Genomic DNA, 23,710 nt, shown 5'->3' with positions numbered 1-23,710 from the left:
CCACGTACCCCGGGGTGCCCCGTCGCCCCGGGGTAAACAGAGCCTCATGGATCCGACACGCATCGCCTTCGAACAACGGGGCACCGGCCGCCCGCTGGTCCTCCTCCACGGTCTGGGCGACCGCCGCCAGAGCTGGAGCGCGGTCCTCCCACGGCTGGTGGGGGACTACCGCGTCTTCTGCGTCGACCTGCCGGGGTTCGGACGGACCCCGGCGCCGCCGATGGGCGACCCCTACGACATCATCTCGATGACCGACGCCGTGGAGGCGTTCTGCCGGTTCCACGAACTGGAGCGCCCCCACGTCGCGGGCAACTCGCTGGGCGGGTCCATCGCGCTCGAACTCGGCGTCCGGGGGGTCGCCGGGTCGGTGACGGTGTTCTCGCCCGCCGGGTTCTCCGACAGGCTGGGCCGCTGGGGGCTGCGCACGGTGGACGCCTTCGCCCGCCTGGCCACCCGCGTGCCCATGCCGGTCAAGGAGCGGCTGGCGAGCACGGCCCCCGCCCGGGCCCTGGCCAGGGTCGTCCTGCGCGGGGACCCGTCCACGCCGCAGGCCAAGGCCACCCACTTCAGCGTCCGCGGGCTCCAGGAGGGCTCGCCGTTCATCCGGATGATCCCGCGCGTGGCCGAGTACGACTTCGCGGCCCGGCCGATCGACTGCCCCGTCACCATCGCCTGGGGCGACCGCGACCGCACCCTGCTGCCGTCCAGCGCCCAGCACGCGCACCGCCGGGTGCCCACCGCGCGCATGGTCTCCCTGATCGGCAGCGGCCACATCCCGATGGCGGACGACCCCGTGTCGGTGGCCGAGCACATCAGGTGGACCTGCCGCTCTGCGGACCTGGGACAGCGGCGGCACGCGCGCTCGGCCGCCGGATCCGGGGAGGAACCGCCGACCGGGGACCGTTAAGCGGGGGGACGGGGTGACCGCCCCCCGGCGGCTGTGTCAACGTTGTCCTGAGTCCATATCGGCCGCCCGTCCCCTGGGTCCGGGCGCTGGAAGAGGCGAGGGAATGTGACTGTGACGCAGCGGCCCCCGGGCGACCCCGGTCGGTTGAGGCAGGAGGAGGCGCGCCTGCGCGGCTTCGCCGCCGCCTCGACGGTGGCGGACGGGTTCGGCGCCCTGGACGCACGGGGCCGGGTGGATCCGGACCGGCCGGTGGAGACCTGGATCAGCGCGCGCATGACGCACGTGTTCTCCCTGGCCCACCTGCGCGGCGACGCGGAGGCCGCCGAGCAGGCCGACCACGGCGTGCGGGCGCTGGCGCGGGGGCCGCTGCGCGACGCCGAACGGGGCGGCTGGTTCGACGAGGTCCCGCGGGAGCGCTCCGAGGGCCGCAAGTCCGCCTACCCGCACACCTTCGTCGCGCTGGCCGCGGCCTCGGCGGCCGTCGCGGGCCGGCCGGGCGCGCGGGAGCTGCTGGACGAGGCGCTGGCCGTGATCGAGGAGCGGTTCTGGGACGAGTCCGCGGGGGCCCTGCTGGAGAGCTGGGACGCGGACTGGACCGAGACCGAGGACTACCGCGGCGCCAACAGCAACATGCACGCGGTCGAGGCGTTCCTGGCCGCCGCCGACGCCACCGGCGACGCCGTGTGGACCCGCCGGGCGCTGGCCATCGCCGAGCGCCTGATCCACGGGGTGGCGGCGGACCACGGCTGGCGGCTGCCCGAGCACTTCACCGCCGACTGGCGGCCCCTGCCGGACTACAACCGGGACCACCCCGACCACCCGTTCCGGCCGTTCGGGAGCACCACCGGCCACCTGCTGGAGTGGGCGCGCCTGCTGGTGCACCTGGAGATCGCCCTGGGCCGGGCGGGGGAGCCCGTCCCCGCGTGGCTGCGCGCGGACGCGCGGTCCCTCTTCTCCCACGCGGTCGAACGCGGCTGGAACGTCGACGGCGCGGAGGGCTTCGTCTACACCCTGGACTGGGACGACCGTCCGGTGGTGCGCGAACGCATGCACTGGGTGGCGGCCGAGGCGACCATGGCCGCGTGGGCGCTGGCCCTGCACACCGGCGACCGGACCCTGCTGGAGTACTACGAGCAGTGGTGGGACTACGCCGAGCGGCACCACCTGGACTTCGAGCACGGCAGCTGGCACCACGAGCTGGACCCGCGGAACCGGCCCGCGGCCACGGTGTGGGCGGGCAAGCCGGACGTGTACCACGCCTACCAGGCGACCCTGCTGCCGCAGCTGCCGCTGTCGGTGTCCCTGGCTGCGGCGGTGCGCGAGCACGCCGCGCCGCACCTGGTGGTGGTCGGCGAGAACGTCATGGACCTGCTGCCGGTCCCGGGCGGGCCGGGGCTGCTGCGGGCCGCCCCGGGCGGGGGGCCGGCCAACACGGCCGTCGCCGCCCGCCGGCTGGGGGTGCCGACCCGGTTCCTGGCCCGGATCGGCTCGGACGGGTTCGGGCGGACGATCCGGCACCGGCTGGCCGTGGAGGGCCTGGACCCGGACGGGCTGCTGGCCGCCGAGGAGCCGTCGGCGCTGGCGCTGGCCCGGCTGGGCGCGGACGGGTCCGCGGTGTACGACTTCCGGATGGACGACGCCGCCGACTGGCGGTGGCGCTCCGGCGAGCTGCCGGAGGAGCTCGAACCCGGGGTGCGCGCCCTGCACGCCGCCTCCCTGGCGCTGTTCCGGGAGCCGGGCGCGGGCGCGGTCGAGGCGCTGCTGCGGCGCGAGCACGGGCGGGGCCGGGTGACGGTCAGCGTCGACCCCAACATCCGGCCGGGCGTGATCGGCGACCCGGACACCGCCCGCGCGCTGGCGCTGCGGAACGCGGCGCAGGCGCACCTGGTCAAGGCGAGCGACGAGGACCTGGCGTTCCTCTACCCCGACCAGGACGTGGAGAAGGCGGCCGCCGCGCTGGCGGCCCTGGGCCCGTCGCTGGTCGTGGTCACCCGCGGCGCGCGGGGCGCCCTCGCCCTCGCCCACGGGGCGCGGGCCGAGGTGGCCGCGCCCCGGGTCGAGGTGGTGGACACGGTCGGCGCGGGCGACACCTTCATGGGCGCCCTGCTGGCCTGGCTGGACGGACGGGACCGGCTGGGCGAGGACCCGCGCGCCCGGCTGGCCGGGCTGACGGAGCGGGACCTGGAGGAGATGCTGTCCTTCGCCGCCCGGGCCGCGGCCGTCACCGTCACCCGCGAGGGGGCGGACCCGCCCACCGCCGCCGACCTGGGGCACGGGGGGTCATAGCCCTTCCAGCGTGTGGTCGATGAGGTGGTCCACGACGTCGGTGAAGCGTCCCCGGCGGTCGTGGGCCGCCCGCTGCCGGGCCGCCCCCGAGCCCCGGCGGCGCAGCCGGTCCAGCAGGTCGGACGCCAGGTCGGCGTCGCCGTTGTCGAGCAGTCCCGGCAGGGCCGCCGCCAGCAGCCGGTCCATGGCGACCGCCGCGGGCAGGGCCTCCCCGGTGAGCGGGTCGGGGACCACGCCCTCCAGGCCGTCGCGGGCCGCCCGCCACATGGCCGCCCGCAGGCCGGGGTCGGAGATCTCGGGGACGGGGGCGCCGCGGCGCACGTCGGCCAGCACCCGGGTGACCAGGCCCCGGGTCAGCGCGGCGAACAGCAGCGCCTCCTCGGCGGTGGCGGCCACGTCGCCCACCCGGATCTCCAGGGTGGGCAGGTGGTCGGAGAGGCGGACGTCCCAGTAGACCATGTGCCGGTCCAGGATCGCCCCGGCGTCGGCCAGGGCGCGCACCGCCCGCTCGTGTTCGGCCAGGGAGCCCAGCCGCGGCGGCGGCCCCGCCGAGGGCAGCCGGTTCCAGGCGATGGTGCGCCAGCTGGCGTGCCCGGTGTCGCGGCCGTTCTGGAAGGGGGAGTTCGCCGACATCGCGATCAGGAACGGCAGCCACCGGCGCAGGTGCCCGGCGGCGAGCACCGCGTCCTCCCGGTCGGGGACCCCCACGTGCACGTGGCACCCGCACACGACGTGCGACTCGCGCAGCGACCCGAAGTGGGCGGCGATGTCGGCGTAGCGCGCGCCGTCGCTCACGTCGGCCCCGGCGGGGTCGCCCAGGACGGCGGTCCCCGAGGCGACCACGGCCAGCCCCGTGACGTCGGCGGCCCTGGCCAGCTCGCGGCGGGCCTCGCGCAGGAACCGGCGCGCGTCCGCGGCGTCGCCGCACACCGGGCTGTTGGCCTCCACCTGGACGCGGCTGAACTCGCCGCACAGGCGGTCGGCCAGGCGGGTGCGGGCCAGCAGGTCGGGGGCGCGGGACAGGATGCGGCGGGTGCGCGGATCGACGACGAAGAACTCCTCTTCGACACCGAAGGTGGGCGGGACGACCCGGGGGCGCGGGTCGTGTGCGAGCAGAGGGCGGTTCCGCATCGAGGTGGTTCCCTCCTGTCGTCGGGTGCGTCCCCGCACTGATATCCCGGGCGGGACGGCCGCGACAGTGTCCCGGAGAGGACAAAAAACTATCTCGCGGCACCTGTGTCCTTTTTGTCGGAATCGCGGGACCGGGTTCCCACCGCGTTACGGCTTGATAACCGCGGTGTGCGGACGGGAAACCCCCGAAGGCGGGTCGAGTGGTGATCCACATCACCTTTTGAAGGGGTGGAACCCCAGGTGAAACGGGGGGAACAGGCGTCCCCGGCTTCTCGCCGCGGCGCCGGGGGCCGCCGCGCGCCCGCGCCCGTGCGACTCCGTGCGGGGATCGGTGAAACGACCAGTGTGACCCCGGACACCTGCCGCGACGGGGTCCCGCTGTGCGAATCTGGGCCCGTGATCGGCGGTAACACCGACCCCGGGGCGATCCGCCTCCGGGGCCGTGACACGGAACTGCGGGTCCTCGCCGGAGTACTGGACGACGCGAGGGCCCGGCGCGGCGCGTCCCTCCTCCTCACCGGCGGCCCGGGCCGCGGCAAGAGCGCCCTGCTGGCGCACCTGCGCGCCGACGCCGGTGATTTCACCGTGCTGCACTGCGGGGGCGTCGCCGACGAGGCCGACCTCCCCCTGGCCGGGCTCGAACGCCTGCTGCGCCCGCTGGCCCCGCACCCGGCCCCGCTGGGCGAGGCCCTGACCCGGGGCCGGGTCGGCGACCGGCTGGCCCTGTCGGCCGCACTGCTGGACCGGCTCACCGGCGACGGTCCCCTGCTGGTGTGCGTCGACGACGCGGAACGGCTGGACAGCCCCTCCCTGGACGCCCTCGCCTTCGCGGCCCGCCGGCTGACCGGCACCGCGACGGCGATCGTGTTCGCCGCACGCGACGGACGGGTCAAGCCCGGATCCACCCACGACCTGGTGCCGGGCGTGCCCGAGCAGCCCCTGCCCCCGCTGAGCGAGCGGGCACTCCACGACATCCTGACCGACCGGTCCCCGGTCGGGCTCCCGGCCTCGGCGCGCACCGCCCTGGTGCGCGCCGCCCACGGCAACCCCGCCGTCCTCCTGGGACACCTCCAGGCCCGGACACCGGCGCCGGAGGACCCGTTCCCCGGGGAGCCGCTCCTGCCCGTACGGCTGCGCGCCGACCTGCTGGCCCCCTACCGGGACCTGCCCGAGCGCACCCGGTCCCTGCTGCTGCTGGCGGCCCTGGACGAGGACGTCCCCCTCCACCTGCTGGCGCGGGCCGCCGGCACGGGCGGGTCCGCGGCGGACGACCTGGAGCCCGCCGAGGAGGCCGGGGCGGTCCGGGTGGAGGACGACGCCGTCGTCTTCACCGACCCGCTGGTGGGGCGCGCCTTCGCGCAGGACGCGCCGGCCTCCGCCCGGCGCGCCGCGCACCGGGCCCTGGCGGGCGTGTCCGACCCCGGGACCGAGCCGGTGCGCTTCGTCCGGCACACCGCGGCCGGCGCGGACGGCCCCGACGCCGTGCTCGCGGACTCGGTGGAGGCCGTCGCACGGACCGCCAAGCAGGCCGCGGGGCGCACGGCCGCCGCGCTCGCCCACGAGAGGGCCGCCCTGCTCACCCCCGACCCCGACGTCCGCGCCTGCCGCCTGAACAGCGCGGCCTACGAGTCGTACATGGCGGGCCGCTCCGAGTACGCGGCGCTGCTCACCGCCAAGGCCAGGCCGCTGGCCGCCACCGACCGGCGCCGGGCCCTGATCGACCTCGTCGACGCCCAGATCGCCATGCGCTCCTCCAACGCGATCGACGTCGCGGAACGGCTCTACGGGGTGGGCCGCGACCTCATCCCGCACGACCGCCTCCTGGCCCTGCGCACCCTGGTCCGCTCGGCGGACTCGGCCTCGCTGGCGGGCGACCCCGTCCGCCACGCGCGCGCGGCCGAGCTGGCGCTGCCCCTGGTGCGGCCGCAGGACCCCGACCGGGTGCGCATGGCCGCCTCCTTCCTGGAGGGGTGCACCATCTCCTTCCGGGGCGACTACCCCGGCTCCACCCCGCTGCTGCGCGAGGCCGTCCGGCTGTCGGAGGCCGTCGACCGGCCCTCGGAGCTGATCTGGGGCGGCGTGGCCGGGCTGCGCCTGTCGGACAGCCTGTTCGTGCGGCGCGCCAACACCCGGGCCGTGGAACTCGCCCGCCAGGCGGGCGAGCGGGCCACGGTCCCCGCCGCGCTGGGGTTCCTGGTGTTCTCCGAGTTCTGGAGCGGGCGGTTCCCGTCCGCCGCAGGGACCGCGCTCCACGGGCTGCGGGTGTCCCGGGAGAGCGGCCAGACCATCTGGGCCACCCAGCACCTGGCGTCGCTGGCGATGATCGCGGCGATCCAGGGCGACATCGACACCTGCCGGATCCGGGCGCGCGCCGTCGCCTCCCAGGCCGGCGAGAACAGCCTCGGACTGGCCGCGGCCCTGGCCTCGTGGGCGCTGGCGGTCCTGGAGCTGTCGCGCGGCAACGCCGCCGAGGCGTTCTTCCGGCTGCGCTCGCTCGTCCACGCCGGCCCCGGGCACGGGCACCCGACGATGCGGCTGCTCACCGCGCCGCACTTCGTCGAGGCGGCCACCCGCATCGGCGAGACCGAGTGGGCGCGCACCTCCCTGGCCGGGTACCGGCGCTGGGCCGACTCGATCGGCTCCCCCGCCGCCCTGGCCCTGGCCGAGCGCTGCGCCGGACTGCTGGCCCCGCAGGACGAGGCCGCCGACCACTTCGAGAGCGCCCTGGCCTTCCACCGCTCCTGCGGCGACGACGACGTCGAACACGCCCGCACCCAGCTGCTCTTCGGCGCCTACCTGCGCCGGGCCCGGCTGCCGGGGCGGGCCCGGGAACACCTGCACAACGCGCAGGAGTCCTTCGAGCGCTTCGGCGCCCGGCTGTGGGTCCGACAGACCCGCGCCGAGCTGCGCGCCCTCGGAACGGGGGAGCGCGGCCCGGAGACCCCGTCCACCGGCGAGCTGACCGCGCAGCAGCAGCAGATCGCCCGGCTGGTCGCGGAGGGCGCGACCAACCGCGAGGTGGCCGCGCACATGTTCATCAGCCCGCGGACGGTGGAGCACCACCTGCGCGGCATCTTCCGCAAGCTCGGCATCCGCTCCCGGGTGGACCTGGCCCGCCTCTTCAACTGACGTCCCGAGGCCGCGGACGGCGAGTTCGCGCCACCTGACCATACCAACCGGTCGGTATAGACCGGTTCCGCGACACGAAAGGCGGGGTGGAACGCATCCCATGACGACGACAGCGACCGAACACCTCCTGACGGCGGAGGGGATCACCGTCCGCTTCGGCGGCCTGACCGCCCTCGACGACGTCGGGCTGCGTGTGCCCCCGGGCGGCGTCACCGGGCTCATCGGGCCCAACGGAGCGGGCAAGACCACCCTGTTCAACGTGCTCTCCGGGGTCCTGCGCCCCACCGCCGGCACCCTGACCTGGAAGGGCGGCCCCCCTCCCGGGCACAGGCCCCACCACCTGGCCCGCGCCGGGATCGCCCGCACCTTCCAGGGCCTCAACCTCTTCCCGCTGATGACGGTCCTGGAGAACGTCGTCGCCGGGGCCGACCGGCTCGCCCGCGGCGGCCCCTTCTCCCTGGTCACCGGCCTGGGCCGGCACCACCGCGACGAGCGCGAACTCCGCGAGCGCGCCCTGGCGGCCCTGGACCGCTTCGGCGTCGCCGACAGCGCCCACCGCCTGCCCGGCACCCTCCCCTACGGCGTCCAGAAGCAGGTCGCCCTCGCCCGCGCCTGCGTCTGCGACCCCGAGCTGCTGCTGCTCGACGAACCCGCGGGCGGGCTGTCCGGCGGCCAGATGGACGAGCTCGCCGCGCAGATCCGCGCGCTGGGCGAGGACATGGCCGTCGTCCTGGTCGAGCACCACATGGACCTGGTCATGGAGGTCTGCGACCACATCGTCGTCCTCGACTTCGGCCGGGTCATCTCCACCGGCACCCCTGACGAGGTGCGCAACGACCCCCTGGTCACCCGCGCCTACCTGGGCACCGCCGACGACGAAGGGGACGCCCGATGAGCACCGACCTGCTGGAGGTCGTGGACCTGAGCGCCTCCTACGGCGCGGTCCGCGCCCTGGACTCCGTCTCCTTCACCGTCCCGGAGCGCGGGTTCCGGGCCGTCCTGGGCGCCAACGGGGCGGGCAAGACCACCCTGCTGCGCACCCTCACCGGCCTGCACCGCGCCGACGCGGGCCGGGTCCTGCTCGGCGGCGAGGACATCACCCGGCTGCCCGCCGAACGCGTCATCACCCGGGGCCTGGCCCACGTCCCCGAGGGCGGCGGCGTCATCACGGAGCTGACCGTGGAGGAGAACCTGCGCCTGGGCGCGCTGTGGCGCTCCCCGCGGCGCGACCGCGCCACCGAGGCCGAGGTGCTGGACCTGTTCCCGCCGCTGGTCCAACGGCTGGGCCGGTCCGCGGGCACCCTCTCCGGCGGCGAGCGCCAGATGCTCGCCATCGGCCGCGCCCTCATGGCCCGCCCCCGGGTGCTGCTGCTGGACGAACCCTCCCTGGGACTGGCGCCCCTGGTCACCAAGCAGATCTTCGCCCTCCTGCGCGACCTGCGCGAACGCACCGGGCTCACGGTCGTCCTGGTCGAGCAGAACGCCGCCGGGGCGCTGGCCGCCACCGACAGCGGCGTCGTCCTCAACCAGGGGCGGGTGGCCGTGGAGGGCCCCTCCGCGGACCTGCTCTCCGACGACCGCACGCGCCACGCCTACCTGGGCTTCTGACCCCGGACCCCGAGGAGCACCCCCTATGGACCACTTCGTCGACCTGACCCTGAGCGGACTGGCGTCCGGCGCGGTCTACGCCGCCCTGGCGCTGTCCCTGGTCATCATCTACCAGGCCACCCGCCTGGTGAACTTCGCCCAGCCCGCGATGGCGCTGGTCGCGGTCTACACCGCCGCCACCGTCGCCCCGCTCACCGGCTCCTACTGGATCGGCTTCGCCGCCGCCCTCACCGTGGGCGCGGCCGCGGGCGCCCTCGCGGAGCGGTTCATCGTCCGCCCCATCGCCCGGGTCTCGCAGCTCAACGGGATCATCGTCACCCTGGGCCTGCTCCTGGTCGCCCAGGGGGGCGTGGGCATGGTCTGGGGCAACGAGCAGCACGGCTTCCCCTACGCCTTCGACTTCGTGGGGCGGCCGTCCCCGGCCGACGTGTTCGCCCTGGCCTCGGTGGCCGTCGTCGCCGTGCTGCTGTTCTGCCTGTACCGCTTCACCCCGCTGGGGCTGCGCATGCGCGCCGCCGCGTTCCGCCCCGAGGCGGCCCGGCTCAGCGGGGTCAGGGTGGGGCTGATGCTCACCGCCGGGTGGGCGATCTCCGCGCTCATCGCCGCCCTGGCGGGGATGCTCGCCGGACCCCCGTTCATCTCGCCCAACGTGTTCGACATCGTCTTCGTCTACGGCATCACCGCGGCCGTGGTCGGCGGCCTGGACAACCCGTTCGGGGCGATCATCGGCGGCCTGCTGGTCGGCCTCGGCATGTCCTACGTGTCCGGCTACGCCGGCCCCGAGCTGGCCACCCTCACCGCCCTCGCCCTCGTCGTCCTCGTGCTCAGCGTGCGCCCGGACGGCATCCTGTCCCGCCCGACCGCGCGAAAGGTGTAGCCATGTCCACGTCCGCCACCGAGCGCGAACCCCGCTCCGCCGAGAGCGCCCCGGACCGCGGGAGCGCCCCGCGCCGGGGCTGGGCCGACCTGCCCTCCCCGCTGCGCCACCTGCTGCTCGCCGCCCTGGCGCTGGCCGCCGTCACCGGGCTGCTCCTGGTCACCGGCGACCTCACCGCGCTGCGGATGGCCGCCGTCGGGTACACGATGCTGGCCGTCGCCGGCCTCCAGCTCCTCACCGGGGGCAGCGGCCAGGTGTCCCTGGGCCACGGCGCGTTCATGATGATCGGCGCCTACACGATGGCGCTGCTGGTCCTGAACCTGCCGATGCTCCCGCTGGCCGCGAACCTCGTCCTCGTGGTGGCCGTGGCGGTGGTCGCCGGCATCGCCGTCGGCGCCGCCACCGCCCGCCTGCACGGCCCCTACCTGGCCGGCGCGACCCTCATCCTCGCCGTCGGCCTGCCCGGCCTGACGCACCGGTACCACGAGGTGTTCGGCGGCAGCAACGGCCTCACCGTGCGCACCGCCGGGGCCCCGCCCTTCCTCCAGGGCCTGGTGACCGACAGCGAGTGGAAGGCGCTAGTGGTCTGGACGGCTGTGGTCCTGGGCCTGGCCGTCCTGGCGACGATCTCCACGGGGCGGCTCGGCCGCCGGATGCGGACGGTCCGCGACGACGAGACCGCCGCCGCCATGTCGGGTGTCCCGGTCGGGGGCACCAAGGTCACCGCGTTCGTCATCGCCTCCGCGGCGGGCGGCCTGGCGGGCGGGCTCCAGGTGTACGTCCTGGGCACCGCCACCCCGAGCATGTTCACGCTCTCGCTGTCGCTGACCCTGCTCGCGGCCCTGGTCCTGGGCGGCATCGGCAGCATGTGGGGCGCCCTGTGGGCCGCCCTGGCCGTGGTCTACCTGGAGATCTGGCTCTCGGACGCCGTCCGCGCGTTCGAGCTCAGCAAGGACGTGGAGAACAACCTGCCGATCGTGCTGTTCGGCGTGCTGCTCATCCTCGTCCTGCGGTTCCAGCCCCTCGGGCTGCACGGCATCCTCCAGCGGCTGCGCGCGCTCCTGCGCCGGTCCCGCTGACCCGCACCCTCATCCCGCACCGCACCCCCCACCGAAGGAGAACACCGTGCGCACCACGATGAACACGGCGAGACGAGGCGCCCTGGCCGCCTCCCTGGCCCTGGCCCTGACCGCGACCGCCTGCACCGGGGCCGGAGAGGTCACCGAGTCGGAGGGCCCGGACCTGTCCGTGTCCACCGGCGTCACCGACGACGCCATCGTCATCGGCACCCACCAGCCCCTCACCGGCCCCGCCGCGGCGGGCTACATGTCGATCTCCCGCGGCGCCGCCGCCGTCTTCGACTACGTCAACGAGCAGGGCGGCATCCACGGCCGGGAGATCGACTACCGGGTCGAGGACGACGGGTACGACCCCGCCAGGACCATCGACGTCACCCGGCAGCTGGTGATCGAGGACGAGATCTTCGCGATGTTCGGGGGGCTGGGCACGCCCACCCACGGCGGTGTCGTCGACTACCTCAACGAGGAGGGCGTTCCCGACGTGTTCCCCGCCTCCGGGGCCCTGGCCTGGAACAACACCGAGGAGCACCCGCTGACCTACGGCTGGCAGGTGGACTACACCAAGGAGGCCAAGATCCAGGGGCAGTACATCGTCGAGAACTTCCCCGGCCAGGACGTCGGCTACCTGTTCCAGAACGACGACGTGGGCGAGGACTCCCAGGAGGGGCTGGACCAGTACCTCACCGACGAGGTCGTCACCCGCCAGCACTACGAGTCCGAGGTCCCGGACCTGAGCGCCCAGGTCGCCGAGCTCAAGCGCTCCGGGGCCGAGGTCGTGGTCTGCTCCTGCATCCCGGCCTTCGTCGCCCTGGCCATGCTGGAGGCGGCGAGCACCGACTACGACCCCCAGTGGGTCGTCTCCAGCATCGGCGGTGACACCGCGACCCTCCAGGGCCTACTGGCGGCGTTCACCGAGGACACCGACGCGGAGGGGGTGCCGGCGGACACCTTCCTGGACGGGCTGATCATCACCAGCTACATGCCCCGGGTCGAGGACACGGAGGACGAGTGGTCGGCGTTCTTCATCGACGTCTACGAGGAGTACGGCGAGGGCGACCCCCTCACCAACACGCACATCTTCGGTATGACCCAGGCCGTCATGTTCGCCCAGGTCCTGATGTCCGCCGGGCCCGACCTGACCCGCCAGGCGCTGGTCGACGCGCTGGAGGAGCAGGAGTGGCAGGGCCCCGGGCCGGTGCCGTTCTCGTCCTCCGGCGGGGACCACGGCGGCCACCAGGGCGCCTACATCGTCCAGTACCAGGAGGGCGGGGCCATCGAGATGCTCCAGGAGACCCGGGTCACCGACCGCGACGGCGGCCCCATCGAGGAGGTCGACTTCACCCCGCTGTCCCCGGAGGAGCTGGTCTTCCACGACTGAGCGGGAGACGGGCCGCCGGAGGGGTTCCGGCGGCCCGGAAGGACGAGAGGGCGGCGCCCCGGGGAACGGTCCCCGGGGCGCCGCCCCCGTGTGCGGGTCAGGAGCCGTGCGGGCAGGAGTCGCGGTAGTCGGAGAAGTCCGTACCGAACCCGGTCCGCGGCGGCGGGCACAGGAACTGCTCGTAGCGGGTGTCGTCGTCGACGAACCGCTTCAGCCAGGAGATCGAGTAGCGGGCGATCGTCGTGTTCGAGACGTTCGGGGCGAAGTGGCTCGCGCCGCGCAGCTCCAGGTACGCGCGGTCGAGCGAGGAGGGCAGGCTCTCGTAGAACGGGATGGAGTGGGTGCGGACCGAGGCGACGGAGTCGTTCTCGGCGCCGATGACCAGGGTGGGAACCTCCAGGTCCGACCAGTTCTTCTGGGTGTGCCACGGGGTCAGCGGGATCGCCGCCTGCAGCTCGGGCCGGTCCTCGGCGATGGCGAGGGTGCCGCCGCCGCCCATGGAGTGCCCCATCACGGCGAGCCGGGAGCCGTCCACCCGGTCGGCGACCCGGCTGTCCTCGACCAGGTAGTCCAGGGCGGCGTCGAGCTGGCGGCCGCGGCTGTCGGGCTGGTCGTAGCGGGTGATGGTGTCGATGGTGAACACCACGAAGCCCTGGGAGGCGATCCGCTCCCCGTACCAGGACATGGACGACTGGCTCGCGGTGTAGCCGGGGGCGATGACCACGCCGCCGAAGGTGCCCTCGCTGCGGTCGGTCGGGTAGTAGATGGTGCCGCCGCCGAACCCGCTCACCACGAGGGAGGAGACGGAGACGGTGTCGGTGTCGAAGGGACCGCGCAGCGCGGTGACGCTCTGCTCGGTGGGGGCGGGCCCGCGTTCGTAGGGATTGTCGGCGTGGGCGGGCGCGGCGGTCCCGGCCGCCACGGCGGCGGCCATCAGGACGGCGGCCGCCGTGCGGGCGGCCCACGACCGCAGCCGGCGCGGGGTGGGGGTGATATCGGGGGATTCGGGGGAAAGGGTTGTCGTGTGCACGTTCATCCTTTTCTGCGGGAACCCGTGCCGAAGCGGCCCGGGTCGGGGGGACACGTCTTTCCGACGTGCCGAGAAAAGGGATCCCGTCCCGATCGGGTGTGAATGTACCCTGCAATTCGGGCGATTTCCCGCTTTCACTATCGTGTCCATCCGATGAACGCGCATCCGTTGAATCACCGGTCGTGTACTCCGGGTCACCCCGGTGTATTCGGTGGTTCAGTGCGAAAGGCGGTGATCGGGGTGCGATTCGGGCGGGCTCCGGCCCCTCCGCGGCCTCAGCGGCGCAGCGACCGCCACCAGGCGAACAGCCGCCCCAGCGGGTCGTCCGAGCCGGTCCGCGGCTCCTGCCCTGAGTCCGCGGCGGGGAACGGATCCGCGGCGGGGGCCGGGCGCGGCCGGGGCGCGCCCGGCGTGAACTCCACGGGCAGGGCGGCCAGTCCGCGCACGAACGGGGACGGCACCCGGCGCAGCAGGACCGGGTCCATCGCCGGCCGCAGCCCCGCCAGGCGCTCGTGCAGGGCGCTCACCCCGGTCGCGGCGATCATCCGGGCCAGCTCCCGGGCCGGACAGGCGTGCGGGCCGGCGCCGAACATCAGGTGCGCCCGCGCCCCGCTCACCACGCCGGTCTCCTCGCGGCCGCGGCGCACCGCCGGGTCGCGGTGCGCCGGGTCGAAGCCGATGAGCAGCGCGTCCCCCGTCCGCACCTCGGCGTTGCCGATCCGCACGTCCTGGAGGGCGAACCGGGCGGGCAGCACCTGGAACGGGGTGTCCGTCCACATGACGTGGTCGAGCAGTTCCCGCACGGAGAGCCGGGCGTCGGCGTGCGCGGCGCGGATGCGCTCATCGGTGAGCAGGGTGTGCATGGTGTTGCCGATGAGGTGGGTGGTGGGCTGGTGGCCCGCGTTGTTGATCAGCGCCGCCTGGTGCGCCACCTCGTGGTCGGTCAGCCCGTTGGCGTGTTCCAGCATCCACGACGCCAGGTCGTTCCCGGGGGAGCGGCGCTTGCGGGCGACCAGCCCCGCGAAGTACTGCTGGGTGCGGACGACGGCCTCCCCGGCCCTGCGGGCGTCGTCGCCGAAGACCACCCGGGTGAGGTCGCCGAGCATGTGCCCGTAGCCGTCGGGCAGCCCGTACAGCCGGTTGAGCACCAGGACCGGGAGGGGGTCGGCGAACCCGCCGATGAGGTCGGCCTCGCCGTCGGCGATGAACGCGTCGATGAGGTCGTCGGCGATCCGGCGCACCTCGCGGGCGGTGGCGGCCATGTCCACCCGGGACAGGGCCGCCACGATCGGAGCGCGCAGCCGGGTGTGCTCGGCGTCGTCGGCGTACAGGGCGTTGGGCCGCCAGGACAGGGCGGGCCGGGTCGCGGACGGCTCGACGCGGCCCTCGACGACCTCGCGCCACCTCCGGGTGTCGCGGGAGAACAGGTGCGGGCTCTGCAGCACCGTGAGGTTCTCGTGGTAGCCCAGCAGCAGCCAGACGCGGACGCCCGGCTCCAGTTCCACCGCGGCCACCGGGCCGTGGCGTTCGCGCAGCTCGTCCCAGAGGGAGTCGCGCCCGGTGTCGGGGGTGGGGCCGTAGAGGCGGGGGAGACCGGCGGGAACGGGGCAGGCGGGCTCCCCGTCGGAGGAACGGGTGGTCATCGGGTGCGCGGTGCCCGCTGTGGCAGGGGCCGCTTCCCTCCCTTCGGGAACGGGGGTGTGCGTGCACGGGGCAGGGAGACGCGAACGGCGCGTGGGCGCGGAACGGGGCGTCCGATGGCGAAGGGGCGGGGGCCGACAGCCTGAGCGTGCATTCTAGGAGCCGACGACGGCTTTTTCAACGGCTCCGGAGAAATGTCGGATTCAACTGATGGATTTCTCCGGCGAAAGCCGCCCGATATGACGAAAGAGACCTTTCGTGTGAATGGCGCGAAATATCGCCGAGGGGGCGCGCCCGGGCCAGCATGGCACGCCCGGGCGACAATCCGGTGAAGCCTCTCCCGGGCCTTCCCGCAGGGCTCGTTTTGTCGGGGTCGACCCGTAGTGTTCTTGTTGTGAGCGACCGATGGAGTATCGACGACGTATGGGCCGTCGCCCCGGACGCCGCGTCCCGCAAAGCCGCCGTCAAGGTGGGCAAGGCGGCGTCGTGGCCGCAGCGGGGGGCGGTCGCCGCGTCCGCCGGCGGCACCTCCGCCGTGTGGGGCGAGTGCCAGGGCAGCGGCTCCAAGCCCTACCTGGCCGCCGTCCACCTGGACGGCGGCACCGGCCCCGCCTACAAGTGCAGCTGTCCCAGCCGCAAGATCCCCTGCAAGCACGTCCTGGGCCTGCTCGCCCTGTGGGCACAGGGCGAGGTCGCCGACCGGGAGGACAAGCCCTCCTGGGTCGGCTCCTGGCTCGACGGGCGGGCCGCCCGGCAGGCACGCGCCGCGGACCCCGCCAAGGCGGCCCCCGCCGACCCGGCCAAGGCGGCCGCCACCCTGCGGGCCCGCGAGGAGGCCGTCGCCGCCGGACTGGCCGAGCTGCGCCTGTGGCTGCACGACCAGATCGACGCCGGGCTCGCCGAGGTCCCCAAACACGGCTACGACCACTGGGACCGCATGGCCAAGCGGCTGACCGACGCCAAGGCGCGCGGCGCCTCGGGCTGGGTCTCCCGGCTGCCCTCCGTGGCCCGGCAGGAGAGCTGGCCCGAGCGGGTCCTGGAGCACCTGGGCCTGCTCCACCTGCTCATCGACGGCTACGGGGCGGGCGACGCCCTGGGCGAGCGCACCCGCGGCGCGATCCGCTCCCGGGTCGGTATCACCCTCAAGGCCGACGAGGTGCGGGCCGGCGGCGAGAGCGTCGGCGACACCTGGGTGGTGCTGGGCCGGCGCACCGTCCCCGGCGCCGAGGACGACATGACCGGCCTGCGCGTGTGGCTGCGCGGCGCCCGGACCGGGCGCACCGCCCTGGCCCTCAGCTTCGGCCGTGCCGACCAGGCGCCCACCACCCCCTACCGGCTCGGCACCGCCGTGGAGGCCGACCTGTCCTTCTACCCCGACGGCCACCGGGTCGTCCCCGACCCGGGCACCGAGCTCCCCGGACCCGTCCCCCAGGGCACCACGGTCGCCGGCGCGCTCGACGCCCACGCCGCAGTCCTCGCCGAGGACCCCTGGCGGGAGACCTGGCCGGTGGTCCTGGCCGACGCCGCACCCGCCCGGGACGACCGCTGGTACCTGGCCGACCCCGGCGGCGACGCCCTGCCCCTGGCCACCGGCGTCCCCCGGCGCCTGCTGGCGGTCACCGGCGGGCGCCCGGCCACGGTGGCCGCCGAGTGGTCGCCCGCCGAAGGACTCACCCCCCTCGCCGTTTGGGACCGGACCGGAAAGGCGATCCCCCTGTGACCACCCCCTCCCCGGCCCCCGACTCCTGGGACCTGCTGGTCTCCGCCGCGCTCGTGGGCACCGCCCGCCGCGCGGTCCCCGAGACCCCCGACCTGCCCGCCACCGGCGAGAGCGAGGGCGCGGCCGCCCTCCTCGACCGGGCCGCCCTGGCCACCGTGCGCCGCCTGGCCGGGTACACGCCGGCCCGGGTCGACCCGATCGACCCCGACCCCGGTCCCGACCTGCCCGAGGTCGGGGAACAGGCCGTCCGGCGCCTGGAGGCGATCCTGGCCGACCGCTCCGAGCTCCTGCCCGAGTGGCTGGAACTGGTCGCCGCCGCGGGCCTGCGCGCCCCCGCCGAGCACCTGCCCGCCCTGCTGGACCGGGGCGCCCGCGACAGCGCGCTGCGCTCCGCGGTGGCCGCGGCCGGCGGCTCGCGCGGGCGCTGGCTGGCCCGGTTCGACCCCGACTGGGCGTACCTGCTCACCGAGTCCGACCCCGCCGACGTCTTCGACGAGGACACCTGGCTGCACGGCACCGAGGGCGAGCGCCGCCGCATGCTCGGCGCCCTGCGCGCCGCCGACCCGGCGCGGGGCCGCGAACTGCTCGCCGCCGTCTGGCCCGACCTGCGCAAGGCCGAACTGCGCCGCCGCCTGCTGGAGGCGATGGAGACCGGCCTGGGGCCCGAGGACGCCGACCTGCTGGAGACCGCCCTCGACGACAAGGGAGCCAACGTCCGCGGCCTGGCGCTGTCCCTGCTCACCCGGCTGCCGCACAGCGCCCACGCCGACCGGCTGCGCGACCACGTGCGGGCCCACGCCGGGCCCGGCCCCAAGGACACCGTCGTGGTCACCCCCGTCGAACCCGACGAGGCCGGCCTGCTGCGCGACCTCGCCCTGGCCCGGCCCACCGGCGAGATCGGCCTGCGCGAACGCTCCGAGTACCTGTGGACGCTGGTCACCCGCACACCGCTCGACGTGTGGACCGACCTGCTCGGCACCGATCCCGCCGGGGTCCTGGAGCGGGTCGCCCGCTCCGGCGACGACGAGCTGCACGACGCCCTCCTCAACGCCATCGGCGTCCAGGAGGACGCGGTGTGGGCCCGCGCCGCCCTGGGCCTGCTGGAGGGCCGGGTCACCGACCGGATGGTCAAGGCCGCCCGCGGCCGCCGCTCCCTCCAGCTCGAACCGCTGCTGCGCGTCCTGCCCGTCGGAGAGCGCTGCGCCCTGGTGGAGCGCTCCTTCGGCCCCGGCACCGGCACCCGCGACGTGTGGTCCCTGCTCAACGCGGTGCCCGGCCCCTGGACCGCGAAGCTGGTGCACCAGGTCGTGGACCGTCTCGGCGGCAAGGGCTGGGACCGCGACCAGGGCGGCTACCGGTCCGTGTGCCTGCTCGTCGCCGAGCGCACGCCGCCCGAACTGGTCCACGACCTGCCCAGGGAGACCCCCAACCTGGCCGCCGTCGGCGGCGGCCCCAGCGACCACGCCTACCAGAGCCTGCTCAACACCCTTCGCTTCCGCCTCGACATGCACAAGGAGCTCGTGTGACCACCTCCTCCGCCCCCTCCATCTCCACCGACGCGGCGCAGGCCCTGCGCCCGCACGCGGAGCAGACCTACGCCGCCGAACTGGAGGCGCTGGCCAAGGCGGACGACCGGCGGCGCCCCCCGGGCTGGCGGCTCTCCCCCTGGGCGGTGACGCAGTACCTCCTGGGCGCCACCCTGGAGGACGGCACCGAGATCACGCCCAAGTACATCGGCGCCCGCCGCGTCGTCGAGGTCGCCGTCGCGACCCTGGCCACCGACCGCGCGCTGCTGCTCATCGGCGTCCCCGGCACCGCCAAGACCTGGCTGTCCGAGCACCTGACCGCCGCGATCTCCGGCGACTCCACGCTCCTGGTGCAGGGCACCGCGGGCACCTCCGAGGAGGCCGTCCGGTACGGCTGGAACTACGCCAGGCTGCTCGCCGAGGGCCCCTCCCGGGAGGCGCTGGTGCCCAGCCCCGTGATGACCGCCATGGCGCGCGGCGCCATCGGCCGCATCGAGGAGCTCACCCGCATGCCCTCCGACGTGCAGGACGGCCTCATCACCGTGCTGTCGGAGAAGGCGCTGCCCGTGCCCGAGCTGGGCATCGAGGTGCAGGCCCAGCGCGGGTTCAACATCATCGCCACCGCCAACGACCGCGACCGCGGCGTCAACGACCTGTCCAGCGCGCTGCGCCGCCGCTTCAACACCGTGGTGCTGCCGGTGCCCGACAGCGCCGAGGACGAGGTCCGCATCGTCACCCAGCGGGTGGAGCAGCTGGGCCGGTCCCTGGAGCTGCCCGACGTGCCCGCCGGGCTCGACGAGATCCGCCGGGTGGTCACCGTGTTCCGCGAGCTGCGGTCCGGGGTGACCGAGGACAACGGCACCAAGGTCAAGTCGCCCAGCGGCACGCTGAGCACCGCCGAGGCGATCTCGGTGCTCACCAACGGGATCGCGCTGGCCGCGCACTTCGGCGACGGGGTGCTGCGCCCCGCCGACGTGGCCGCCGGGATCCAGGGCGCCGTGGTCCAGGACCGGGTGTCCGACGGCGTGGTCTGGCGCGAGTACCTGGAGACCGTGGTCCGCGGCCGCGAGGGCTGGGGCGAGTTCTACCGCGCCTGCCGCGAGGTGGGCGCCTGATGGCACGACTGGACACGAGCGGTCTGCACGTCCTGGGCGTGCGGCACCACGGGCCGGGTTCGGCCCGCGCGGTCCGGGCGGCGCTGGCCGAGATCAAGCCGGACGCGGTCCTCATCGAGGGGCCGCCGGAGGCGGACGCGCTGATCCCGCTGGTGGGGGAGCTGGAGCCGCCGGTGGCGCTGCTGGTGCACCTGGCGGACCCGCCCAAGGACGCCGCGGCGTCTGCTGCTGGGAAGAAGACTACTGCGGCCGGAGGCCGTCCGTTGAGGGTGGCGGCGGGCGACGGGTGGGCGTTCTGGCCGTTCGCGGCGTTCTCACCGGAGTGGGAGGCGCTGCGCTACGCCGCCGAGAACGACGTCCCGGTGCGGTTCTGCGACCTGCCCGCCGCGCACACCCTGGCCGAGCGGCTCGCCGAGACCGAGGCGTCGGAGGAGGACGGGGCGGCGACCGAGGAGGGTGTCACCGAGGACCCCGAGGCGGTCGGCCGCGACCGGCTGCGTCTGGACCCCCTGGGCGTGCTCGCCGAGGCCGCCGGGTACGACGACGCCGAACGCTGGTGGGACGACGTCGTCGAGCAGCGCGGCGACGGCGAGCCCTCGCCGTTCCCCGCCATCGCCGACGCCATGGCGGCCGTCCGGGAGGAGAGCGGCCCCGAGCAGGGCCGCGGCGCCCGCCGCGAGGCGTACATGCGCCAGGTGCTGCGGGCCACCCTCAAGCAGGGGCACGAGCGGGTCGCCGTCGTCTGCGGCGCCTGGCACGCGCCCGCCCTGCGCGGCGTCGCCGACTTCCCCGTCAGCGCCGACACCGGACTGCTCAAGGGCCTGCCCAAGGTCAAGGTCAACGCCACCTGGGTGCCCTGGACCCACGGCCGGCTGGCCTCCGCCAGCGGTTACGGCGCCGGGGTCACCGCCCCCGGCTGGTACCACCACCTGTACACCGCCCCCGACCTGCCGATCCACCGGTGGCTCACCGAGGCGGCCCGGCGGCTGCGCGAGGAGGGCCACCACGTGTCCTCCTCGCACGTGATCGAGGGCGTGCGGCTCGCCGAGAGCCTCGCCGTCCTGCGCGGCCGCCCCCTGGCCGGGCTCGACGAGGTGTCCGAGGCGCTCACCGCCGTCCTGTGCGAGGGCGAACCCGTCCGCGCCGCCCTGGTGCACCACGCCATGGCGATCGGCGAGCGCATGGGCTCGGTGCCGCCCACCACGCCCATGGTCCCGCTGCAGCGCGACGTCATCGCCGCCCAGAAGCGGCTGCGCCTCAAGGCCGAGCCGTTCGACCGCGACCTCGACCTCGACCTGCGCAAGGAGGGGCACCGTGAACGCAGCGTCCTGCTGCACCGGCTGCGCATGCTCGACGTCCGCTGGGGCGACCCGCAGGAGACCTCCGGCGGCAAGGGCACCTTCCGGGAGGCCTGGCGCATCCGCTGGGAGCCCGAGCTGGACGTGGCGCTCATCGAGGCCAGCCGGTGGGGCACCACCGTCGCCGGGGCCGCCTCGGCCCGGGCCGCCGAGCGCGCCGCCGACGCCGACCTGCCCGAACTGACCGCCCTCACCGAGCAGTGCCTGCTGGCGGACCTGGCCGACGCCCTGCCCGGCGTGCTGTCCCTGCTCACCGACCGGGCCGCCACCGACGGCGACGTCACCCACCTGATGGGGGCACTGCCGCCGCTGGCCCGCTCCGCCCGCTACGGCGACGTGCGCGGCACCGACGCCGCGCACCTGCGCACCGTCGCCGAGCAGATCCTGCGCCGGGTCTGCGTGGGGCTGCCCCCGGCCGTGCACGGCCTCGACGACGAGGCCGCGGCCCGGTTCGTCACCCGGATCGACCACACGCACTCCGCCGCCACACTGCTGGGCGGCGAGGCGCTCGCCGAGTGGGAGGCGACCCTGGCCTCCCTGGCCCGCCGGGAGACCCTGCCCGGCCGGATCTCCGGGCGCCTCAACCGGATGCTGTCCGACGCCGGGCACATCGACGCCGACGAGCTGCGCCGCCGCCTGGGGCTGGCCATGTCCCAGGGCACCGAGCCCGCGGCGGCCGCGGCCTGGCTGGAGGGCTTCCTCCAGGGGAGCGGGCTCGTGCTGGTCCACGACGACCGGATGCTCGGCCTCATCGACGCCTGGCTGCTGGGCCTGCCCGAGGAGCGGTTCACCGCGGTGCTGCCGCTGCTGCGCCGCACCTTCGGGGCGTTCGACGGCACCGAGCGCCGCGAGATCGGCGAGGCCGCGGCCCGGCTGGGCGGCGCCCGCCGGGTCGAGGTCCGCGCCCGGGCCGCCGTGGACGCCGACCGGGCCGCCCCCGCCCTGGCCACCGCCCTGGCCATCCTCACCGACGGAAGGAAGCGCGCATCGTGAACGCCACGGACGCCATCGACGAGCGCGAGCGCCGCTGGCGGCTGGTGCTGGGCCGGGAGGCGCGCTGCCCCTCCGGGCTGGGCACCACCGACCAGGCCATGGACTCCGCCCTGGAGGCCCTCTACAACCGGGGCGACGCGGGAGGCTCCGGCACCGGCGGCGACCGGCGCTCCGCGGGCCTGGGCGGCTCCGCCCCCCGGGTGGCCCGCTGGCTCGGCGACATCCGGGAGTACTTCCCCTCCACCGTCGTCCAGGTCATGCAGAAGGACGCCATGGAGCGGCTGGGCCTGCAACAGCTCCTCCTGGAGCCCGAGATGATGGAGGCCGTCGAGCCCGACGTCCACCTCGTCGGCACCCTGCTGTCCCTCAACCGGGTGATGCCCGACAAGGCGCGCGAGTCCGCCCGCGCCCTGGTGCGCAGGGTGGTCGAGGACCTGGAGCGCCGGGTCGCGCAGAAGACGCGCTCGCTGGTGCAGGGCGCCATCGACCGCTCCGCCCGCACCCACCGGCCGCGCCGCGTCTCCGACATCGACTGGAACGCGACCATCCGCCGCAACCTCGCCCACTACCTGCCCGAGCACGGCACGATCGTGCCGCAGACCCTCGTCGGGTACGGGCGGCGCAGCCAGGGCGTGCAGAAGGACGTGGTCCTGGCCATCGACCAGAGCGGGTCCATGGCGTCGTCGGTGGTGTACGCGAGCGTGTTCGGCGCGGTGCTGGCGTCGATGAAGACGCTGCGCACCTCGCTGGTCGTGTTCGACACCGCGGTCGTGGACCTCACCGAGCAGCTCACGGACCCGGTGGAGGTGCTGTTCGGCACCCAGCTGGGCGGCGGCACGCACATCAACAAGGCGATCGCGTACTGCCAGGGGCTGATCGACCGGCCCGACGACTCGATCTTCGTGCTGATCAGCGACCTGTACGAGGGCGGTGTCCGGGCGGAGATGCTGCGCCGGGTCGCGTCCATGCAGGCGGCGGGGGTCCAGGTGGTGGTCCTGCTGGCGCTGTCCGACGAGGGCGCGCCGTTCTACGACCGCGAGAACGCGGCCGCGCTGGCGGAGATGGGGGTCCCGGCGTTCGCCTGCACCCCGGACGTCTTCCCGGAGCTGATGGCCGCCGCCATCCAGGGGCAGCCGCTCACCGCGTGGGTGGACAAGCAGAAGGACGCCTGACCGCGTTCCGGGCGGCCCCGGGGCGACAAGGGACCGAAGCCCCGGATGGGGCGCCGCGCCCCGGGGAAGGAATGCGGCCGGGAATCCGGGCCACCAGGTGGGGCCGTGGGCTGTTCACCGGTGGGGCACCCAGGAATACTCGATCCGGGCGGGCGGGGCTGTGGCGGTCTCCGCCCGCCCTTCCCGTGCCGGGGGTCAGCCGCCGTAGAGGTGGACGCGGTCGTCGACGTCCACGGCCGGCGCGGAGTCGCGCGGGGCCCGGTACCCGATGCGCAGGGTCCAGTCGCCGTACGTCCAGTCCGACTGGTGGGACAGGGCGGTGAAGCGGAAGTTCGCCCGGTAGCGGCCGACCTCCCCGGGCCGCAGGGTGAACAGGGGGCGCGGCCAACGCCGGGGGAAGGCCTCCGTGCCCCCGGGCGCGCGGGACACGGTCAGCAGGCCGCCGTGTTCGCGCAGGCGCAGGGACCAGGGGATCTCGGACCGGGGGACGTACCGCGCCTCCTCCCGGGGCTCGTAGTCCCACCGCTCCCACATCTCCACGTTGTGGAGGAGGACCTGTTCCGGATCCGGCCCGGGGAGGTCGGGCAGGGGGAAGGCGTCGGGCAGCCCGCGCCGCAGGTCCGCGGACCGGGCGTCGCGGCCCGCCTTGGTCCACCACACGGAGACGCGCTGCACGGTGATCGGGGGAGTGCGCATGTCCCCATCATGTCCCAGGGACACGCGGACGCCGCCTCGGTCGCACAACGAATCCGATTGATTA

Annotated in this window: 17 protein-coding genes and 1 pseudogene; 14 read left to right on the top strand and 4 right to left on the bottom strand. The window is 75.0% G+C overall.

Annotation, left to right across the window (positions count from 1 at the left end; genetic code table 11):
* Window positions 1–46: 46 nt before the first annotated feature.
* The 3 genes and pseudogenes from K1J57_RS07985 (at window position 47) to K1J57_RS07980 (ending at window position 3,193) form a co-directional block, all read left to right on the top strand.
* Window positions 47–907 carry an alpha/beta fold hydrolase gene (locus K1J57_RS07985; RefSeq protein WP_220563811.1) on the top strand — a complete coding sequence of 287 codons (861 nt, stop codon included), beginning with the start codon at window positions 47–49 and terminating at the stop codon, window positions 905–907.
* 105 nt (window positions 908–1,012) lie between these two features.
* Window positions 1,013–2,224 (top strand): annotated as a pseudogene (locus K1J57_RS33390) (AGE family epimerase/isomerase); the annotation flags it as partial.
* Between the two features lie 45 nt (window positions 2,225–2,269).
* Window positions 2,270–3,193, top strand: coding sequence for a carbohydrate kinase (locus K1J57_RS07980; protein ID WP_255647135.1), 924 nt, complete (start codon window positions 2,270–2,272; stop codon window positions 3,191–3,193).
* Here the strand turns inward: K1J57_RS07980 and K1J57_RS07975 are convergent.
* A complete protein-coding gene (locus K1J57_RS07975) occupies window positions 3,188–4,324 on the bottom strand; it encodes a glutamate--cysteine ligase (RefSeq protein WP_220563810.1) in 1,137 nt (378 codons plus the stop codon). The two genes, K1J57_RS07980 and K1J57_RS07975, sit on opposite strands and share 6 nt — an antisense overlap.
* A gap of 396 nt (window positions 4,325–4,720) precedes the next feature.
* On the opposite strand from K1J57_RS07975, the gene K1J57_RS07970 reads away from it, so the two are divergent.
* The 6 genes from K1J57_RS07970 (at window position 4,721) to K1J57_RS07945 (ending at window position 12,395) form a co-directional block, all read left to right on the top strand.
* Window positions 4,721–7,453: a LuxR family transcriptional regulator gene (locus tag K1J57_RS07970; protein WP_255646905.1), complete on the top strand. Its 2,733-nt coding sequence runs from the start codon at window positions 4,721–4,723 to the stop codon at window positions 7,451–7,453.
* Window positions 7,454–7,553: 100 nt separating this feature from the next.
* A complete protein-coding gene (locus K1J57_RS07965; RefSeq protein WP_220563808.1) occupies window positions 7,554–8,348 on the top strand; it encodes an ABC transporter ATP-binding protein in 795 nt (264 codons plus the stop codon).
* A complete protein-coding gene (locus tag K1J57_RS07960) occupies window positions 8,345–9,061 on the top strand; it encodes an ABC transporter ATP-binding protein (RefSeq protein WP_220563807.1) in 717 nt (238 codons plus the stop codon). Before K1J57_RS07965 ends, K1J57_RS07960 begins: the two co-directional genes overlap by 4 nt.
* A 25-nt stretch (window positions 9,062–9,086) precedes the next feature.
* Complete coding sequence (locus tag K1J57_RS07955; RefSeq protein WP_220563806.1) at window positions 9,087–9,938, top strand: branched-chain amino acid ABC transporter permease; 852 nt, start codon at window positions 9,087–9,089, stop codon at window positions 9,936–9,938.
* A gap of 2 nt (window positions 9,939–9,940) precedes the next feature.
* A complete protein-coding gene (locus tag K1J57_RS07950; RefSeq protein WP_220563805.1) occupies window positions 9,941–11,017 on the top strand; it encodes a branched-chain amino acid ABC transporter permease in 1,077 nt (358 codons plus the stop codon).
* Window positions 11,018–11,075: 58 nt separating this feature from the next.
* Window positions 11,076–12,395 (top strand): ABC transporter substrate-binding protein, encoded by a 1,320-nt coding sequence (locus K1J57_RS07945; protein WP_220565405.1) that lies wholly within the window; start codon window positions 11,076–11,078, stop codon window positions 12,393–12,395.
* 97 nt (window positions 12,396–12,492) lie between these two features.
* On the opposite strand, the gene K1J57_RS07940 is transcribed toward K1J57_RS07945, so the two are convergent.
* Both K1J57_RS07940 and K1J57_RS07935 read right to left on the bottom strand, forming a co-directional pair.
* On the bottom strand, window positions 12,493–13,329 hold the full coding sequence (locus tag K1J57_RS07940) for a dienelactone hydrolase family protein (RefSeq protein WP_255647134.1): 837 nt from the start codon (window positions 13,327–13,329) through the stop codon (window positions 12,493–12,495).
* A gap of 371 nt (window positions 13,330–13,700) precedes the next feature.
* Window positions 13,701–15,068: a cytochrome P450 gene (locus K1J57_RS07935; RefSeq protein WP_220563803.1), complete on the bottom strand. Its 1,368-nt coding sequence runs from the start codon at window positions 15,066–15,068 to the stop codon at window positions 13,701–13,703.
* Between the two features lie 467 nt (window positions 15,069–15,535).
* On the opposite strand from K1J57_RS07935, the gene K1J57_RS07930 reads away from it, so the two are divergent.
* The 5 genes from K1J57_RS07930 (at window position 15,536) to K1J57_RS07910 (ending at window position 22,950) form a co-directional block, all read left to right on the top strand.
* Complete coding sequence (locus K1J57_RS07930; protein ID WP_220565404.1) at window positions 15,536–16,786, top strand: SWIM zinc finger family protein; 1,251 nt, start codon at window positions 15,536–15,538, stop codon at window positions 16,784–16,786.
* A complete protein-coding gene (locus K1J57_RS07925; protein ID WP_220563802.1) occupies window positions 16,783–18,312 on the top strand; it encodes a DUF5691 domain-containing protein in 1,530 nt (509 codons plus the stop codon). Before K1J57_RS07930 ends, K1J57_RS07925 begins: the two co-directional genes overlap by 4 nt.
* Entirely contained in the window at window positions 18,309–19,427 is a 1,119-nt protein-coding gene (locus K1J57_RS07920) for an AAA family ATPase (RefSeq protein ID WP_220563801.1), read from the top strand. Before K1J57_RS07925 ends, K1J57_RS07920 begins: the two co-directional genes overlap by 4 nt.
* On the top strand, window positions 19,427–21,778 hold the full coding sequence (locus K1J57_RS07915; RefSeq protein WP_220563800.1) for a DUF5682 family protein: 2,352 nt from the start codon (window positions 19,427–19,429) through the stop codon (window positions 21,776–21,778). Before K1J57_RS07920 ends, K1J57_RS07915 begins: the two co-directional genes overlap by 1 nt.
* Window positions 21,779–21,876: 98 nt before the next feature.
* Complete coding sequence (locus K1J57_RS07910) at window positions 21,877–22,950, top strand: VWA domain-containing protein (RefSeq protein ID WP_370634672.1); 1,074 nt, start codon at window positions 21,877–21,879, stop codon at window positions 22,948–22,950.
* A 195-nt stretch (window positions 22,951–23,145) separates the two neighbouring features.
* Here K1J57_RS07910 and K1J57_RS07905 read toward each other — a convergent pair whose 3' ends face one another.
* On the bottom strand, window positions 23,146–23,646 hold the full coding sequence (locus tag K1J57_RS07905; protein ID WP_220563798.1) for a hypothetical protein: 501 nt from the start codon (window positions 23,644–23,646) through the stop codon (window positions 23,146–23,148).
* Window positions 23,647–23,710 lie beyond the last annotated feature (64 nt).

The sequence above is a fragment of the Nocardiopsis sp. MT53 genome, from assembly GCF_019598965.1.
GTDB classification, from domain to species: domain Bacteria; phylum Actinomycetota; class Actinomycetes; order Streptosporangiales; family Streptosporangiaceae; genus Nocardiopsis; species Nocardiopsis changdeensis.
The sequence above is the reverse complement of the archived record's forward strand: the minus strand, read 5'-3'. Positions and strand labels throughout refer to the sequence as shown.

Coding starts and splice junctions, on each gene's coding strand:
- K1J57_RS07980 (WP_255647135.1), top strand. CDS start 2,270: ATGGACCTGCTGCCGGTCCCGGGCGGGCCGGGGCTGCTGCGGGCCGCC.
- K1J57_RS07915 (WP_220563800.1), top strand. CDS start 19,427: ATGGCACGACTGGACACGAGCGGTCTGCACGTCCTGGGCGTGCGGCAC.
- K1J57_RS07950 (WP_220563805.1), top strand. CDS start 9,941: ATGTCCACGTCCGCCACCGAGCGCGAACCCCGCTCCGCCGAGAGCGCC.
- K1J57_RS07975 (WP_220563810.1), bottom strand. CDS start 4,324: ATGCGGAACCGCCCTCTGCTCGCACACGACCCGCGCCCCCGGGTCGTC.
- K1J57_RS07940 (WP_255647134.1), bottom strand. CDS start 13,329: ATGGCCGCCGCCGTGGCGGCCGGGACCGCCGCGCCCGCCCACGCCGAC.
- K1J57_RS07945 (WP_220565405.1), top strand. CDS start 11,076: ATGAACACGGCGAGACGAGGCGCCCTGGCCGCCTCCCTGGCCCTGGCC.
- K1J57_RS07965 (WP_220563808.1), top strand. CDS start 7,554: ATGACGACGACAGCGACCGAACACCTCCTGACGGCGGAGGGGATCACC.
- K1J57_RS07960 (WP_220563807.1), top strand. CDS start 8,345: ATGAGCACCGACCTGCTGGAGGTCGTGGACCTGAGCGCCTCCTACGGC.
- K1J57_RS07985 (WP_220563811.1), top strand. CDS start 47: ATGGATCCGACACGCATCGCCTTCGAACAACGGGGCACCGGCCGCCCG.
- K1J57_RS07955 (WP_220563806.1), top strand. CDS start 9,087: ATGGACCACTTCGTCGACCTGACCCTGAGCGGACTGGCGTCCGGCGCG.
- K1J57_RS07905 (WP_220563798.1), bottom strand. CDS start 23,646: ATGCGCACTCCCCCGATCACCGTGCAGCGCGTCTCCGTGTGGTGGACC.
- K1J57_RS07935 (WP_220563803.1), bottom strand. CDS start 15,068: ATGACCACCCGTTCCTCCGACGGGGAGCCCGCCTGCCCCGTTCCCGCC.
- K1J57_RS07910 (WP_370634672.1), top strand. CDS start 21,877: ATGGACTCCGCCCTGGAGGCCCTCTACAACCGGGGCGACGCGGGAGGC.